Below are 16,551 nucleotides of genomic sequence, written 5' to 3'. Positions count from 1 at the left end.
TTTTTAGATATTTTGCTCACTTGAAATGCCCCTTTCTTTGGTTATTGCGCTTCCCACGCTTCTTATTTTAACCAATAGATTCGGGGCATTTCTACCTCTTACTGTTTGTTTTTTGTTTTATCGCGCTTCTTTAAGGCCTAGGACGAACTTTAGGGACGTTGTTACTCACTATGCAAAACTCTTAATGGGCAAGAAAATAAAGTTGATAAAATTGCAGGATTATAGCATACTACCACGGCCAAGATTAGACATACCAGGAGCCTCGCACAAATCGAATTGCACGAGGTGAGGAACTTAATAATGTATAAGTTATGCATAGTATGCAAAAACCTCCCTGATTTGCTGATTTACTAAACTGGTTAGCTCTAAAAGAATATGAATCGTAATAATCCAGAAGAAGTATTTAAATCAGCACAGAAAGCAATGGAAGTTGGCGACTATCACGGATTTTTTATTTGTCTTGATCCGGCTGATCTGAGGAAGATAATGAATAATGCATTTAAACTTAGTATGTCCAAGCACGGTGGTAAAAATGATGAATTTAGGGCTATATGTGAGCGCCATTCTATTCCGCTAAGAGAACTTCAAGATGTTTGGGAGAAAATGGAATGGAGACGGTACGATGAAGTTCTTAAGACAGCTTTTAAAAACGTATTTGACGTTGCAGCGTTGATGGCTGATTTAGAAAAGCATAGTCGTGCTGTTGCCGGAGGAGGTTCTATTTCTAAGAAATTATTTGTTGGTGAAGTTCTACTTAACCTTGACATTGCAGATAAGAAAGCATGGGCTGAACGAAAAATTAATGATAAATATTCTGAGCCTATTGGCTTTCTAAGAAAAAAAGACGGATGGTACATTAAACTTTTCGTTAAAAGCCGTCAATAGGACGAACTTCCGGGACATCCCCTGCACACTATGCAAAACTATAGATGGGCAAGAAAATAAAGTTGCTGTTCTCACGGTTTTTATTTTTGGGCGAGCCCTTAGATGGAAAAATTGAAAATTAAATAAGGAGTGCTGATGAAGAAAGAAATATTTTTTTATTCAGAAGGTTTTAAAATCGCAGGAGATTTATATATGCCGGACAATTACTCTGAAGGAGATAAATTGCCGGCAATAATTCTATGTCATGGGTTTGCCGGGATTAAAGAACTTCTTCTCCCAGCATATGCTGAGTCCTTTGCAAAAAATGGTTTTATTGCTATTGTTTTTGACTATCGTGGATTTGGGGATAGCGAAGGGGAAAGAGGTCGTCTTATCCCTCAGGAACAAATAGTAGATATCAGAAATGCGATTACCTATGCAGAGACGGTTCCGGAAATAGATGCTGAAAGGATTGGCCTTTGGGGTACGTCGTTTGGAGGCGCCAATGCAATCGTAACGGCGTCTATGGATAATAGAGTTAAATGTTTGGTCGTTCAATTAACTTTTGGCAATGGTGAACGTGTGATTACGGGTGGTCAAAGCGATGAGGAGAAAAAGAAACTCCAAACGGTGCTTACGAAAGCACGGCAAAGGGCAGTTACAAAAAATAAACCCCTGTATTTATCAGTAGATCGAATACTAACTGATCAACAGTCAAAAGATTTCTTCAAAACCGCGATTGAAAAATTTCCGAAATTAGGAGTAAAAATCCCAATTCTTACCCTTCAACAAACCATAGAGTATGTACCGGAAAATTTCATCTCTGCGGTTAGGGTACCAATATTTATTGTAGCAGCAGAGAAAGATGCTGTGAATCCTCTTAAAGAATCAGAATATTTATTCGAAAATGCCAATCATCCGAAATCATTCTATTGCGTCGAAGACGCTACTCATTATGAGGTGTATGAAGGAGAAAAGTTTGAGATCACTTCACAAAAGCAAATAGAATGGTTTAACAAATATCTGGTTGGATAGAGATAAAAGGGGACGAGCTTCCGGGACGTTGTATAGCACACCATGCAAAGCTACTGACGTCTCTGACTTCTGTATTCATATCCGAAAGATCGCGCTAAAATTGATTACCTAAACCTGTTGAGATATAAAAATGGGACATGATAATAATCACACTCATTCAAGTGACGGAAAACTGGGCTTTGCAGTTTTCATAAATGTTTTATTGACAGTCGCACAAATTATTGGCGGTTTATTATCAGGAAGTTTGTCTCTTATTGCTGATGCCCTGCATAATCTGAGCGACGCTGGTTCGATATTGGTGGCGATTGTTGCACGAAGGATTGGCAGGAAATCAGCCAATAAGAATATGACTTATGGTTATAAGCGTGCAGAAATTATTGGTGTATTGATCAATAGTACATCACTGATTTTAGTTGGCATTTATTTAATATACGAAGCTATAGGCAAGTATTTCAAGCCAACGCCAATCGATGGCTGGATTGTTTTCTGGGTTGCAGGAATTGCTTTAGTAATAGATATAGGTACAGCATTATTAACCTATAAGGCTGGAGCAAAAGAAAACATGAATATCAGAGCCGCTTTTATTCATAACATATCTGATGCTCTTGCTTCTCTTGTCGTTATCTTTGCAGGCATATTAATTATAACCTATCAGCTTTATATTTTTGATGTCATAGCCACAATCGGAATTTCAATTTATGTAATCTATCATGGAATGATACTGCTAAAAAAATCTATATTAATAATCATGCAAGCAGTTCCAGAAGGAATTAACATAGATGAAATTAAGACCTCATTAGAAAAGATAGATAATATTCACGAAGTAGACGATATTCATGTTTGGCAGCTTGATGATAAAAAAAAGTTTTTCGAAGCCCACATACTTTTGAGTAATGTGGAACATGAATCTGCAAAGGAAAAAGTCAGACATATTTTGAAAAATGATTTTGGTATATTCCATTCAACAATAGAAACGAAAGAGATATAATCAGCACACTTCGATGAACTTCCGGGAAGTTGTTGCAGACTCAGAAGCGGGTGGCGGCATGAATGAGCAGCTTATCACTTATAAATCGCTTCTGCCTGTCCAAACAAAGCAGGCCACCCCTGTTGACATATGATCTTCCCTTTAGATAGTATGAAAAAGATATATAGTGCAAAGTAAATATTCCCGGACAGGCTTTCAATATCATTATATCAAGGTATATTTGCTTGCCAAGCAGTGTATGTTTCAGGAAAGAGAGGTGAAATGCTATGAGTACGAAACAAATCCTTGAGCAGGCTTTGAAGCTCAAGCCAGAAGAAAGATTTACGCTCGTAGAAGGCTTAATAAAAAGTCTTGATGAGCCGGATAAGAAGCTGGATGAGATATGGGCAGAGGAAGCAGAAAAAAGGCTTAAGGCTTATAGAGAAGGAAGGATAGAACTATATGAAAACCTGGTTAATATGGAGATAATTGAGCAGTTCGAGGACAAAGAGAGGAAAGGAAAGGCGTCTTTTATTTCTGCAGAGGATATTCTGAATTAGGGATTTACTAAGTGTTCAGTGCTGATATGTTATTATTTGAGTAGAAAAGAGAAAGGGGTAACATGACTATTACTAAACAGCAAGTTCTCGAAATAGTAAAAGACCTGCCAGAGGAAGTAGATATAGATGAGATTATGTACCGCCTTTATCTTAGGCAAAAATTGGAGGCTGCTGAAAAAGATGTTCGTGATGGAAAGGTTGTTTCACACGAGGAAGTTGTCAAGGAGACCTCCAAGTGGTTCAAGATGCGGTAGTCTGTCACTAAAATCGTTGACATTCGAAGTCAAGGCCGCGCCTCTGGCCTGATCGGTAGAAGGGTTTTGTATTATTGTGTTTTTGTTCATACCTCGGTGTCCAGCCTGCTAACAGAGAAGTAGGGAGAAGTAATCGCCTAAACTTGCTTCAAAAATCTTCTCACTTGCCTTTATTTTCAAAATGAACGAAATCGATCAAAAACACAGCACCCAAAACCAGGGATTTCACATTTATATCCCATCCTGTGGGAAAAGAGACACCGAAATTGTCTGCATCAGTAAAACCTTCTTTCAAAAGTCCACTCCATTTTTTTGTGATTTTGCCATATTCAATGCCATTCTTTCTGATTTCAAATGTCCAGGGATGAAGAATTGGTCCAAAAAGTTGAAACATCTCCTGGCCTGAAGCGTCTGATACCGAGTAGATACGGCGTAATACGGAAAAGCGCCTTTGTATTGACCCCAAAAGGGTTCCTCGTGAATCAAAAACGTTCAGTTGGTGGAAATAGAACCGAAAAGGTCTCTTCAACTTCAGGACAGGATTATTATCAAAGGTTAAGACCTTAATCTCAAAAGGACGCAATGCCTTAAGAAAAACCCGCAAAATCATGGAACCCTCTTCTTCAAAGGCCATATACAGCTCAGTACCGGAAGGGTCCATCACAACGTATTTGTTTTTAGTTTCAAATCCGGTGAGTATCTCCCCCCATTCCTTTTTCTGACTCACAATTAATGCGTTTATTGATGAAAGTCTTTGCATTTTAATCTCCTCTCTTTACATTTCAAATACCCGGATAACGTGAAATTCCGCCCCCTCGAGGCAATGGCGTAGGGGAAAAGCCCCAGCGACTTCCCGGTCAAGTTAAGGCTGTAGTATAAACAGATGCCTTATCAGTGCCAGATTATTGAAAGTATATCATACACCGGCATTTCACCGGTAGCCGTTGCATTCTGCTATAATATTTCTCAGACCATGATACATAACAAGAGTATGTTCACTGAGACACAAGGCCGGGTACACACAGGGGACGGTATAGTACGTTGAGCGGCCCTGTATTTTTTATCCTTGGTCTTGTCGTCCTGATCACGGCCTTTGTCGTTGGCAGAACACATCTGCGCAACGCCAGACGTCAACGGCTGATGAAGCAGCCGTTTCCCCGGGAGTGGGAGGAAATACTCCTGAAAAACGTGGCCCTGTATAAGCACCTTCCAGAAGATATCAGGGAGCCGCTTCACGGCTACATAAATGTGTTTCTGGATGAAAAGAAATTCGAGGGCTGCGGCGGACTGCAGCTTACCGAGGCAATCAAGGTGACCATAGCAGCGCAGGCATGCCTGCTGTTGTTGAAGGGAAACCCCACTTTTTATCCCAGGCTGAAAACCATACTGGTCTATCCCGGGGCCTACGTTGCCAAGCAGACATCCTATGTCGGAGGGATTCCTGTTCAGACGGACAGCGCCAGGCTTGGCGAGTCATGGAACAGTGGCGAACTGGTGCTGGCATGGGATCATGTCAAGGAGGAGTCCCTGGATATCAGAGACGGACACAATGTTGTTCTGCATGAATTCTCCCACCAACTGGATCAGGAGGATGGCAGCGCTGACGGAGCACCGATTCTTGAGCAGGGATCCAGTTACGTTGCCTGGGCGAGGATTCTGAGCAGCGAGTATGGAGAACTCGTCGAGAAGGTGAAAAAGCATCACAAGGATGTGATTGACTCTTACGGAGCGACCAATCCGGCGGAGTTTTTTGCGGTGATCACAGAGGCGTTTTTCAAAAAGCCGGCAAAACTCAACAAAAAGCATCACGAACTCTACGAGGAATTAAAACTCTACTATAAGATGGATCCGCTCCGGTGGTTTTAAATTACGAGGATTATGCAGGAAAAAACAGCCGCTCTACCGTGCGCAGGCACTTTTTCCCCTTCCCGGCCTCAGAGCCCCACAACCTCTTCAGGAAAACTTTTAAAGCATAGGTGAAAGGTTCAATGAAAAACCGGCTTGGTATTCTTCTTTTCTGCCTGTTTGTGGTCATGATCGGCTACGGGCTTACCCTGCCGGTGCTGGCTTTTTATATCGAACGGCTGGCATTGGCTGAGGGTGCCACGGCTCAGAAGGCATATATTCACGTCGGCCTCCTGACCGGAGTCTTTGCACTTATGCAGTTTTTTTTCGCTCCGCTCTGGGGCAGGTGGTCGGACCGGATAGGCCGCCGTCCGCTCTTTATGATCGGATTGAGTGGCTACGCTGTTTTTATGGCACTCTTTGGTTTAGGGACGAATCTGTTTATGCTCTATACCGCCCGCATTCTGGGCGGCATTCTTTCAGCCGCCGTATTGCCTACCGCAAGCGCCTATGTTGCGGACCTGACTTCCGAGACAGAGCGTGGGTAGGGGATGGCATGGCTGGGCAGCGCTATCGGGCTGGGAGTGGTTGCTGGCCCGGCATTGGGTGCATACCTGTCGGGGCTGAAGTGGCACATTGAATACCGTTTCGGCGGTTTCTATGTTAATGACTTTTCGATACCGTTTTTCGCAGCAGCAGTCCTGGCGGTTATTGCTTTATTGGCAACCATGCGTTTCCTGCCTGAATCAATCCGGATATCAGGCAGTGAACAGCATCAGAAAGAGTCTCCAGACAGCATATCACAACCTGATATCAGCTGGAAGGTTATACGCAAATCATTGCTTGATATGCTTGTATTATCCTTTCTCGGTTATTTTGCCTTATCCCTGTTTGAAGGCACATTTGCCCTGCATGCACAGAGGGTTATGAATTTCGGGCCGTCGGAGATGGGCCTTGTGTTTATGGTATGCGGGTTTATCATGGCTGCTGCTCAGGCCGGAGTGGTGGGCCGGTTCATCGGCAGGGTTGGTGAAATGCCCATGTTGGCCCTTGGTTTCGGACTCATGGGGATTGCCCTGATTCTATTGATGACAACACGGACCATGACCTTTATTCTCCTTTACGTAGTATTGTTTGCACTTGGCATGGCCGCTCTTAATCCCGGTCTGGCATCACTGGTTAGTAAACGCGCCGGCAAACACGCTGGAGCCGCACTTGGCCTGCAAAGCGCTGCCAATAGTCTGGGACAGGCTGCGGGCCCGGTAGTAGGGAGCCTCATATTTACATGGGATATCCATATGCCGTATCTGCTGACAGCGGTGCCGCTCATCTTAACTGCAATAATTATGGGAAGAAAATCTCTGGCCGGAAAACAGGGCAATAACAGGTGGGGCAGATTGCAATGAGCATATTATACGGGGCAGGAGGATTAGAGGGGTTGAAATCGGTGTATTGTTGGGAGTAGACTATACTACAGTGAGCAGGGATGGAAAAAAGACCGACATAATAGAATATCTTTCAGGCAAGGGGATTTGACCGGCATGTATAATATATTAATGATCGGTATTGGTGGCTTTATAGGTGCTGTGACCCGGTTTCTGATAAGTGCCTGGGTGGGCCAGAAGTGGGGGAGATCCTTTCCCCTCGGGACATTTGTGGTTAATATAACGGGCTGCTTCTTTATCGGTCTTGCCATGACGCTGTTTACCGAGAGGATATTCGCCTCTCCATCAGTGAGACTCTTCCTTACCGTTGGATTTTTGGGGGCATTTACCACGTTTTCCACCTTTGAGTATGAGACGGGTTCCCTTCTTTACGATGGTGAATGGTTTTTGTCTGCGGCGAATATTGTCTTGAGTGTAGCCTTTGGCCTGATTGCATTAAAGGCAGGCGAATTGATTGCAAGGAGGATCTAAATGCTGAAGAAGGGACTGGCAAAGAAGCTTTCCATATATGTGGATGAATCTGACCGGTATGGGGAAAAACCTGTCTATGAGGTGCTTGTAGACATCTTTTATAAAAAGAAGATTGCCGGTGTCAGTGTGTTCCGGGGTGTTGCAGGTTATGGCAGGGATGGTGTATACCATACAACAAAGATGCTTGCACTATCAGGCAAGATGCCTGTGAAGATAGAGGTTGTTGACTCTGAAGAGATGATCGACAGGGTGCTTCCAGATGTGTATCAGGTGGTGGAGAAGGGCCTTATAGAGGTGAGTGATACGAATGTAATAAAGTGCGGCGTTGAGGAGGAGAAAAAGGAGGAGGGTGAGAGGATGAAATTGCAGGGAAAGGCAAAGATGCTCAGGGTCATTGTCAGGGAGGACCACAAATGGGAAGGTGAGACACTGTATGAGGCGATTGTGAAGAGGTTTATCATGATGGATGTTGCCGGTGCCACTGTTTACAAGGCTGTGGCTGGATATGGTCCCAGGCGGAGGTTCAGAAAGATGAAATTTCTCTCCCGTGGCGGTGAGTTGCCTGTGCTTATTACAGTCATTGATACGGAAGAAAAGATAAAGGAGATTTTACCCGTCCTGGATGATATGGTGCAGGAGGGCATTGTGGTTCTGTCAGATGTGGACGTGATAAAGTACACCACCATAGGTGCTGAATCTGAATTGATGTAACCCATGACGATTCGTTCCCTTAGAACCTGATAATTTATGGACGCGAACTGCTACGGGACAACTTTTCCAGAGAATTGTTCATCTCCTGCAAGTCTCTTACAATAGCGTCAAGGTCAAATTTGTGCCATTGCAGTTTGGCCGAGTACAGAGATGATTGAGCCTCCTGTAAATAAGCAGCTTCTGCAGAGTCCTTTTCAGGTTTGTAAAGCTCTTTATCCGCGGCAAGCAGGGCCTTGCCTTGTCTGAGTAAAAGCAGTACGGCCTTTGCTTTTTGCGGGATGTATGGAAACACCCCTATCCTTTTGTTGTGACACCTCACACACACATTTGCTATGTCATCCGGATTTAAAACAGATGTAACCATTGAGCCATGACATGTCACACAGTTAGGCCCCTTGCCCGTTGCTTCAAGTTTTTTAAAATGATAACTCTGGGTGAATTTATAAAACTCGGCTCCGTGGCAGCTCCCGCAGGTTGACGGGATATTTTTATAGTAAACCCTGCTTTGCGGATTGCTTGAACTCAAGACCCCTGTGTGTGCCTTGTTCTTATCCATGGCAGCAGGATTACCGCCATGGCATTTATCACAGGTTACACCGTGTTTCTGGTGTATCGAGCCCTTCCAGTCATGTGATTTAATCCCCACGAAACTGCTGACCGAAAGTTTAGAATGGCAGTTAACGCAGGCATTCTCTGTCTTTTTGCCTTCATCTGCAAGGCCGGGTGCTGACAGTATTAATATAGCACTTAGTATGATAAGTAAACTTACAATATATTTATCTGACATTATCTCCCCCCATTCTCTTCCTGTTGTAAAGGCGCAAAACCGTGTAGGAAATGCCCCATGCCGCCAAACTCGAAAGGATTGTATAGACAGTCATTGCTTCCGGTGTGATATGAAGTACATCTATATAACCTGCTACTACAAGCATACAGAGGAAGATTCCACCTCCTATGCCGAATGATGTCATAAAAGGCCGGTGAAGTGGATTTTCAATGTAGTTTTGAGGTCCCTTCCCCCTGTCAAGAAACGGTATCAATGCAAAAACGACAAAAGTAAATGTGGGAAAGATAACCCCACCGATAGTTTCAGGTGTGATCTTGCCACCCAGAACAGAAAACGACAGATTCCCCGGTATTAACTTCAGGAAACCGTATACAATCAGAAAATACCAGTCAGGCCGCATAACCGGCGTTCCCGGTGAAGGTGGACCATAGGTTTCTATCGGGTTCAACGGGATATATGTAGCGATCAGAACAACTGTAAACAATAGAAAGAAGAAGAACGATAGACTGATGACTGCCTGCTCCGGCCAGATGGGGATACCGATGAGCCGCTTGCCGCCCTCTGCCTCCTTTCTGTTCTTATTTGAAAGTGGTTCCGTGTGTTTCTGTTTTACCAGTATTAACATATGCAGGCCGATTAGGCCGATAAGGGCTATCGGGATCAACATAACATGCATAAAGAAGAAACGGGGAACTGTACCACTTGAAGGGAAATCACCTGCAAACAGGAGTCTTGAAATCCAGTCCCCAATCCATGGCACTGACTTTGCCATGTAATAGGCTATGGATGTTGCTGTTACAGAGAAATTACTGTAAGGCAACAGGTACCCTGTAAAAGCCGCACCCATGGCAATACCCCATAGACTGAGTCCGACAAGCCAGTTAATCTCCCTCGGTTTCCTGTATGATGCGGTAAAATAAACCCTCATAAGGTGGACAAGAATGGCGGCTATCATTATCATCGCTGACCAGTGGTGTATGCGTCTTATGATCATGCCCATGGGAAGCAGGTCTATCCTTACCACACTTGCGTAGGCTGACGGAACCATTGCACCGAACAGGGGAACCATTTTAGTGGAAGGTTCGTAAAGAAACCCGAGAAAGATGCCGGTGATGATAAGTATGATAAAAGAAAACAGCGCTATCTCACCAAGCAGGAATGTGGGATGTGTCGGAAATGTCTTGCTCAGAAATTTATCCTTGAATTTTCTGAGTTCCAGTCTCTCGTCAAGCCATTTAAAAATCATTTTAACCCCCGCTTCCTCATACTTGTGGACCGATAGGCCCTGTAAAATCGCTCGTAAAGACAAGTGTCCCATCGTCTCTTACTTTAACCCCGATCTGTGCGAGAGGAATTGGTGCAGGGCCACCCAGGACCTTTGCCCCTCTGGTGGGGTCGAATATACTGTTATGACAGAAACATTCCGTGTATGAGGTGTCGGGAGATTGTTGTTTTTCTACCCAGGAAACAGTGCATCCAAGATGAGTGCATATTGCGCTGTAGGCTATAAGGCCCTGATCCGTAAGATTGATGTGGGTAGGTGCTTTATAAGCACTTTCATCCAGCTTAATCAGCTGGACAATATTTGCGGGATTTGATGTTTTACCTTCCGGATATGCAAGCACGGCATCACCGATATTCAGTGACGAAACCTTTATATAATCCCCGGTATTAGTTCCTTTTGCATAAATAAACCTGTCCCCGGGTTTGATGGTCGATACATAACCGCCGCCTTTCTCTTCCGGTGCCAGAATTTTAAGGAGCGACAGGAGGGAGCCCAATGCGCCTGCAATAGACGCAATGATTATACCGAGAGTGAATCTTCTCCGCGTTATACCTTTTTTGTCTCCCTTATCCCCGGAGGGTTCATCTACCATAACAATTCCTCCTCACGGTCCTCCGATACCTCCCTGAACGGGATAAAATATCTTGAAAATATAACAACCTCAATGCCTGCAATCAGAAATTGGAGAGATATCAGGGTACCCATTATGTAATCATTGCCCTTGCCTGATATCAGGAGGTAGGCGAAGACAATACCTGTGCCAAGCAGTATGATGGAGAGGAGTATAATTGCAATCATGGCACCCCCTGAGTATGTTGGTCTCTTTTCATGTATAACCTTAAACCCCATATTATCTCCTCTTCTCCAGTAATAGATAGGTAATATAACCAATGATGAATAGAATAATAACCGCACCAAATGCTACAAAACCTATCTGGAATGCATCGAGTTCTTCCGGGAATTCAGGAATCAGCGGTGGTTTATTTCCCCTTGCCTTTTGTTCGGCTATCTTTATCCTTATCCGTGAAAGTGTGTTAATAGTCGTTATATTGACATTCATGGGATCTATCTGGTCAAACCCGGTTGTATCCTTATGACAACTCTCACATACCTTTGGAACCTCGGGCATGGAATTATGATGGGCATCATGGCAGGTGACACATGAAGGTCCTCCTTTGTTGTCAAGATATGCCTTCCCCATGATACTGTTTGCATATCTGTCAACGGATTCACTGTGACACTGCCCGCAGGTATCAAACATTGCCTTCCCAACGGGTACACCAATAAATCCATTGGATTTTGACATTGCGAGGGCCTTCATGTTTGCAAATTGTTTTTGAGACAGTTGCTTTATATCCCTGAGCTTGATGTCTGCATTTCCACCGTGACAATAATCACAAGCAATTCCATTCTGCTGATGAATCGAACCTTTCCAGTCTGAAACAGGCTTAGCAAGTTCTTCACCAAGGGATTCGTGACATGTTATGCAGGCATTCTCTCTTTTTTGATCTGCATGTGCAGTTAGTGGGTAGGTAAATAACACAATTGCTGCTAATAATATAAGAACATATTTTTTATTATTCATAACGTTTCAGCTTTGCTGTTTGACAGTGTTGTATTATACGAACCTAATACTGAAGGTATACCAAGAGTATGAAGAAAGTATGAAGGCTCATAAAAAAGAGAGGCTGTCTATCCGTAGAGACATGTGGTAATCGGTGATCTCTCTAAGCCGAGCAACAACTGAGTCTGGATACATCCCTGTCAAATGATTGTGCGGCAAGTTTTATTCCTTCTGACAGGGTGAGGTATGGATGTATCTGCGCTGCAAGCTCTGAGATGGTTATATTATATTTGATTGATAGTGTCGCCTCCATAATCATCTCCCCTGCATCCGGAGATACAATCTGTGCACCAAGGAGCCTGCCTGTATCCATTTCTGCAACCAGCCTGACAAATCCCCTTGTGTCTCTTGCTGCAAGTGCCCGCGGGACATGTTTCATATCAAGCCTTGACGACTTATAATCAATGCCCTGTGACTTTGCCTGCTCTGCTGTCAGGCCGACGGAGGCGACCTGGGGGTCGGTAAACGTAACCCTTGGCAACACTGACAGGTCAAAGACTTGTCGGTTACCGGAAAGTGCATTCTCTGCAGCTGTAGTGCCTGCAAGTGCAGCAACATAAACAAACATCGGGTCACCGATTACGTCACCTGCTGCATAGACATCAGGATGTGATGTCTGGAGATATTGATTCACCTCTATCTCGCCTTTTTTACCGATTCTTATTCCGCTTTCTTCAATGCCAAACCCCCCTGTATTGGCCCTCCTGCCTGTTGCTACAAGCAATTGTTCGGCATTTATGGAATGAGACTTGCCATTCATTTTGAAATCGATTCTGTATTCACCATTGTACCTGACCATATTAATCTTTGCGCCCGTAAAAAACTCAATACCCTCCTGTCCAAGATACCCAGCTATTGCATTACCCACCTCCTCGCCCTCAGGAGGCAATACATAGGGTATCGCCTCTATGACATAAACCTTTGAGCCAAACCTTGAAAATATCTGGGCAAACTCGAGACCCAGGGCACTGCCACCGATAATTATCAACTCCCGGGGCACTTTTTCAAGGGCCAGCGCCTCAGTACTTGTAAGATATTTTGTTTTATCAAGCCCCTTTATCGGTGGTATCCACGGGTGTGCCCCTGTGGCAATGATCAGCTTATCAGGTCTCAATGTTTCTCTGCCTGCATCTACAGTAATCCTGTCCTTGCTGTCTCTTTTTACCAGCGCATGCCCTTTTATATATCGCATTCCTTTATACGAGTCCAGAACTTTTTCGTACTTTTCCCTTCGCAGTGTGGAGACGAGGGAGTCTTTCTGGTCAATGACCTTCTTGAAATCAAGAGGCCCGGGGTGGGCATCTATGCCGTCAAAATTATGATGGAAACTCTGGTAATATGTCTGTGCAGCCCTTATAAGTGTCTTTGTCGGCACACATCCGATATTAACGCATGTGCCACCAATGGTTGAATGCTCAATAATGGTGACCCTTGCCCCCAGTTCCCACGCCTTTATGGCCGCTGCAAATCCGGCAGAGCCTCCACCAATGATGACAATTTCCTGTCTCTGTTTTGGTGCTGCAAGAGGGACATCTGCTTCTGTCAGCACCGTTGCTTGATAGCCTGCATTTTCCACAGCCCTGACAACCTCATCCGGGCTTACCCCAGAGGGTGCATTCAACCATGCCATAGCCTTTTCAGGATTTAGATTGATATCCGTTACACCGTTTACGGCTTTCAATGCCTCTTTGACTTTTGAGATGCAGTCTTTACATGACATGCCTATTATATTTAGTCCAATCCTCTTCATAGTCAACCCCTTTCTTTCCTGTAGCAGCAGTTTTTATGGACCGGTCACTTTCCGCCGTTAATGCCGGGGAGCACTTCGGCCCCATATCCGCTGTTTTTTATGGCTTTTATCAACTGTTCCACTGTTACCTCGTCCTTCCTGTACCGGACTGTTGCCGTTTTTTCCCTGTAACTTACGTCAACATTGATTACGCCCGGAAGCCTTTTTAAGGCAGCCTTGACAGTGGCCGGACAGGTAATACATCTCATGCCTTCAACTTTCAGGATAACCTTTTTTAAGTTGCCTTGAGCACTCCATGCATAACCCGTGTAGACTGCAGAGGAGAGCAGAAACAAAAGGATAAAGACTGACAGAAACATCTTGCGGGTCTTGATAATGGATTTCATCAGTAAAACCTCCTTCCTTGTTTTTGTGAGCCATTCAGAGAATGGCGGTTTTTTTCTATGCCAACAGAACAATCAGATAAGGAAGAATCAGGAGGAAGACCACAACTGCAGTGGCAACCCAGAGTCCAACCTTCTGAGCCTTCTTTGTCTTAGGGTTGGCACACAGGCTGCCGGGTTCACACTCCTCCTTCGGTTTTCTGTAGACGCTATAAAATCCTGCAACAAGAAAGCCGATAGTGAAGAGGATGAAGACCGGCTTGTAGGGTTCGAACGCCGCCAGGTTTCCGATCCATGTTCCGCTAATACCAAGCATTACCAGGACAAATGGCCCCACGCAGCAAACAGAGGCCAACAGAGCTGCAATAATCGCCATAGGGCCAAAGGAGGTAAAACGGTGCTTTGCCTTCCTCACGCCCTCGGTAGTCTCTATCTCTGCCACGGGAGAAGAGGCATCCCCGGTTATTCCGTGCAAGTTTTCTTTCATAATATCAGCTCCTTTTATTCCGGCCTGCAGCACTCCTTTTTACCGCTTCCGCGTCACTGTGCAGTGCTTCCAGGATTGGGCACTTACTGACCGGACCACTGCCTTTGCATTCCATTGTCAGTGTTATAAGGGCCTTTTTCATCCCCTGAAGAATTCGAATCTTTTCTTCGATGTCTGCAATCTTTATCTCTGCCCGTTTTTTAACATCAACGCAGGTGGTGGCAGGATCGAGACTTAAAGAGAGGAGTTCCAGTATCTCCCTGAGAGAGAATCCAAGCTCCTTGGCACGCTTGATGAATTGAATACGGGTGACTGTCTCCCGTGTATACTGACGATAACCGGATTCCCGCCGGGAAGGCCTGGGTATAAGTCCCCGCCGTTCATAATACCGGATTGTCTCAATATTAACTCCTGCTGTTTTCGCCAATTGGCCTATGCTTAAACTCTCCATCGCTTCACCTCCAGCATACAGTAGTATAAACCCTGTACCTAAGTACAGAGTCAAGCCTTTTTTAACCCGGATTCAGCGATAAGGAGTTTTACGTTCCCCGGTGCTGTTTTATCTCTTGGGTTGAGGTTTAAATATCTTAGGGAACAATCCGTGATCTTGACAAAACATGATGGAAGAACCCATAATTCCACAGTTGTCAGTATAAAAAGTTTACCCCCTGACGAAATTGTTTATGCAAAGTGCTGTTATTATCGGTGCAACTTCAGGCATTGGAAGAGAATTGGCAAGAATTCTTTCCGAAAATAATTATGTTGTTGGAATTGCGGGAAGAAGAACACATCTGCTGAGTGAACTACAGAAAGAACTTCCAAATAAATCCGTTATAAAATACATTGATGTTTCCAGCCCTGGTGATGCAATGAGTCAACTCGAGGAACTCTTTTCCGAGATTGGGGGAGTTGACCTTTGTATAATCAGTTCCGGTGTAGGCTTTATCAGTCCGGACCTCCAATGGTCTATGGAAAAAGAGGTTATTGATGTCAATGTTTCAGGTTTTGCAGCCATGGCGAATGTGGCTATGAATCACTTTTTTCAGAAAGGTTCAGGACACCTTGTTGCTATCTCATCGGTGGCGGCAATCAGAGGTGACGGAGATTCTCCTTCCTACAATGCATCCAAGGCCTTTATTTCAAACTATATGGAAGGGTTACGCAAAAGGGCCAGGAAACTGAATCTGCCCATTGTGGTAACGGATATCAAACCGGGTTTTGTGGCCACTGCAATGGCGAAAGGGGACGGACTTTTCTGGGTTGCACCACTACCAAAGGCTGCACAGCAAATCTTTAATGTGATAAAGAGAAAGAAGAGTCATGCCTATATTACCAGACGCTGGAGACTTATTGGGTGGTTATTAAAGGTTATGCCTGATTTTATTTATGACAGGATCTGATTTATTCGACCTTGATAAAATAAAAGTGGATATGCTTCCAATAACCGTTTATCCCTCGGTTTTAAGTTTTATCAATCAGGGGATAGAGGATATTGTTTTCACGGTCTATCCTGTTTTTCAGTGCATTGAATAGATCGCTGGTTTCATTTATAAATTCCGAGGGGTTACTTTCTATGGAAGCAGGGTTGGGCCATTTATTCAGGTAGTTGTTGAAGACTGGTGCAATACCGCCTATTTCTTCAATAAATTGCTTTGCTATCTTCCTGATTTTATCGTCGTTGCTTGCCAGAAGTCTTGGATATAATGAATTATCCTCCATTGCAAGATGTACTTTTAGCGCTCCTGATAATTTCGATAAAATCTTTCTTGCTTCCTGTGCATCATTTTTCAGTTTCTGTTCGTTGAGGTACCCGGACAGTTTATTTACCAGTTCCAGTATTTCTTCATGCTGTCTTCTGTACTCGTCTGTAATTAACATTGCTTTTCCTTTTATCGTTATTATTATTTTAAGTATAACACAGAAGTATATCAAATCTTGTTGATATTAACCCGGCAACTATTCAGAGAGACATATTCGTCAAAATCAACCACTTAAGAACTTGTTGTGTAAACTCTTGTTTTGTCACCCCTGAACTAAATTCAGGGCAGGCTCTGAACCATGTGCTGAACTTGTTTCAGTATTG

Annotated in this window: 20 protein-coding genes and 2 pseudogenes; 11 read left to right on the top strand and 11 right to left on the bottom strand. The window is 44.1% G+C overall.

Annotated elements, in window-relative coordinates; all coding sequences use genetic code 11:
• The first annotated feature begins 375 nt into the window (after window positions 1-375).
• From VST71_08445 to VST71_08425, 5 genes and pseudogenes are all read left to right on the top strand, one after another.
• The gene (locus VST71_08445; GenBank protein ID MEC4685743.1) at window positions 376-885 is read left to right on the top strand and encodes a hypothetical protein; all 510 of its coding nucleotides are present in this window, start codon (window positions 376-378) and stop codon (window positions 883-885) included.
• A gap of 135 nt (window positions 886-1,020) precedes the next feature.
• Window positions 1,021-1,899 carry an alpha/beta fold hydrolase gene (locus VST71_08440; protein MEC4685742.1) on the top strand — a complete coding sequence of 293 codons (879 nt, stop codon included), beginning with the start codon at window positions 1,021-1,023 and terminating at the stop codon, window positions 1,897-1,899.
• A gap of 130 nt (window positions 1,900-2,029) precedes the next feature.
• A complete protein-coding gene (locus VST71_08435) occupies window positions 2,030-2,887 on the top strand; it encodes a cation diffusion facilitator family transporter (GenBank protein MEC4685741.1) in 858 nt (285 codons plus the stop codon).
• A 266-nt stretch (window positions 2,888-3,153) separates the two neighbouring features.
• Window positions 3,154-3,324: pseudogene (locus VST71_08430) on the top strand (addiction module protein).
• Window positions 3,325-3,488: 164 nt separating this feature from the next.
• Complete coding sequence (locus tag VST71_08425; GenBank protein MEC4685740.1) at window positions 3,489-3,680, top strand: hypothetical protein; 192 nt, start codon at window positions 3,489-3,491, stop codon at window positions 3,678-3,680.
• A gap of 160 nt (window positions 3,681-3,840) precedes the next feature.
• Here VST71_08425 and VST71_08420 read toward each other — a convergent pair whose 3' ends face one another.
• A complete protein-coding gene (locus VST71_08420; GenBank protein MEC4685739.1) occupies window positions 3,841-4,440 on the bottom strand; it encodes a phospholipid scramblase-related protein in 600 nt (199 codons plus the stop codon).
• Window positions 4,441-4,721: 281 nt separating this feature from the next.
• Here VST71_08420 and VST71_08415 point away from each other — a divergent pair, with 281 nt between their 5' ends.
• The 5 genes and pseudogenes from VST71_08415 to VST71_08395 all read left to right on the top strand — a co-directional run bounded on the left by VST71_08415 (window position 4,722) and on the right by VST71_08395 (window position 8,152).
• On the top strand, window positions 4,722-5,546 hold the full coding sequence (locus VST71_08415) for a M90 family metallopeptidase (protein ID MEC4685738.1): 825 nt from the start codon (window positions 4,722-4,724) through the stop codon (window positions 5,544-5,546).
• Between the two features lie 122 nt (window positions 5,547-5,668).
• Window positions 5,669-6,715, top strand: a pseudogene (locus VST71_08410) (MFS transporter).
• Window positions 6,692-6,931 carry a hypothetical protein gene (locus tag VST71_08405; GenBank protein MEC4685737.1) on the top strand — a complete coding sequence of 80 codons (240 nt, stop codon included), beginning with the start codon at window positions 6,692-6,694 and terminating at the stop codon, window positions 6,929-6,931. The pseudogene VST71_08410 and the gene VST71_08405 overlap by 24 nt, the downstream one beginning before the upstream one ends.
• Window positions 6,932-7,066: 135 nt before the next feature.
• Window positions 7,067-7,441, top strand: coding sequence for a fluoride efflux transporter CrcB (crcB, locus tag VST71_08400; GenBank protein ID MEC4685736.1), 375 nt, complete (start codon window positions 7,067-7,069; stop codon window positions 7,439-7,441).
• Complete coding sequence (locus VST71_08395; protein ID MEC4685735.1) at window positions 7,442-8,152, top strand: DUF190 domain-containing protein; 711 nt, start codon at window positions 7,442-7,444, stop codon at window positions 8,150-8,152.
• Between the two features lie 34 nt (window positions 8,153-8,186).
• On the opposite strand, the gene VST71_08390 is transcribed toward VST71_08395, so the two are convergent.
• The 9 genes from VST71_08390 to VST71_08350 form a co-directional block, all read right to left on the bottom strand.
• The gene (locus VST71_08390; protein ID MEC4685734.1) at window positions 8,187-8,939 is read right to left on the bottom strand and encodes a hypothetical protein; all 753 of its coding nucleotides are present in this window, start codon (window positions 8,937-8,939) and stop codon (window positions 8,187-8,189) included.
• A complete protein-coding gene (locus tag VST71_08385) occupies window positions 8,929-10,185 on the bottom strand; it encodes a cytochrome bc complex cytochrome b subunit (GenBank protein MEC4685733.1) in 1,257 nt (418 codons plus the stop codon). Before VST71_08385 ends, VST71_08390 begins: the two co-directional genes overlap by 11 nt.
• 16 nt (window positions 10,186-10,201) lie before the next feature.
• Entirely contained in the window at window positions 10,202-10,816 is a 615-nt protein-coding gene (locus VST71_08380) for a ubiquinol-cytochrome c reductase iron-sulfur subunit (protein ID MEC4685732.1), read from the bottom strand.
• A complete protein-coding gene (locus VST71_08375) occupies window positions 10,810-11,073 on the bottom strand; it encodes a hypothetical protein (GenBank protein ID MEC4685731.1) in 264 nt (87 codons plus the stop codon). Before VST71_08375 ends, VST71_08380 begins: the two co-directional genes overlap by 7 nt.
• A 1-nt stretch (window position 11,074) precedes the next feature.
• Window positions 11,075-11,767, bottom strand: a complete 693-nt coding sequence (locus VST71_08370) for a cytochrome c3 family protein (protein ID MEC4685730.1) — start codon at window positions 11,765-11,767, stop codon at window positions 11,075-11,077.
• Between the two features lie 184 nt (window positions 11,768-11,951).
• Window positions 11,952-13,598, bottom strand: a complete 1,647-nt coding sequence (gene merA / locus VST71_08365) for a mercury(II) reductase (protein ID MEC4685729.1) — start codon at window positions 13,596-13,598, stop codon at window positions 11,952-11,954.
• Between the two features lie 44 nt (window positions 13,599-13,642).
• Window positions 13,643-13,984, bottom strand: a complete 342-nt coding sequence (locus tag VST71_08360) for a heavy metal-associated domain-containing protein (GenBank protein ID MEC4685728.1) — start codon at window positions 13,982-13,984, stop codon at window positions 13,643-13,645.
• Between the two features lie 55 nt (window positions 13,985-14,039).
• Complete coding sequence (locus tag VST71_08355; protein ID MEC4685727.1) at window positions 14,040-14,468, bottom strand: mercuric transporter MerT family protein; 429 nt, start codon at window positions 14,466-14,468, stop codon at window positions 14,040-14,042.
• Window positions 14,469-14,472: 4 nt separating this feature from the next.
• Window positions 14,473-14,919 carry a MerR family transcriptional regulator gene (locus VST71_08350; protein MEC4685726.1) on the bottom strand — a complete coding sequence of 149 codons (447 nt, stop codon included), beginning with the start codon at window positions 14,917-14,919 and terminating at the stop codon, window positions 14,473-14,475.
• Window positions 14,920-15,151: 232 nt separating this feature from the next.
• On the opposite strand from VST71_08350, the gene VST71_08345 reads away from it, so the two are divergent.
• On the top strand, window positions 15,152-15,868 hold the full coding sequence (locus tag VST71_08345; protein ID MEC4685725.1) for an SDR family NAD(P)-dependent oxidoreductase: 717 nt from the start codon (window positions 15,152-15,154) through the stop codon (window positions 15,866-15,868).
• 61 nt (window positions 15,869-15,929) lie between these two features.
• Here VST71_08345 and VST71_08340 read toward each other — a convergent pair whose 3' ends face one another.
• Window positions 15,930-16,400 carry a hemerythrin domain-containing protein gene (locus tag VST71_08340; protein MEC4685724.1) on the bottom strand — a complete coding sequence of 157 codons (471 nt, stop codon included), beginning with the start codon at window positions 16,398-16,400 and terminating at the stop codon, window positions 15,930-15,932.
• Between the last annotated feature and the right edge of the window lie 151 nt (window positions 16,401-16,551).

Source organism: Nitrospirota bacterium (assembly GCA_035873375.1).
Taxonomy (GTDB): domain Bacteria; phylum Nitrospirota; class Thermodesulfovibrionia; order Thermodesulfovibrionales; family JdFR-85; genus BMS3Bbin07.
The sequence above is the reverse complement of the archived record's forward strand: the minus strand, read 5'-3'. Positions and strand labels throughout refer to the sequence as shown.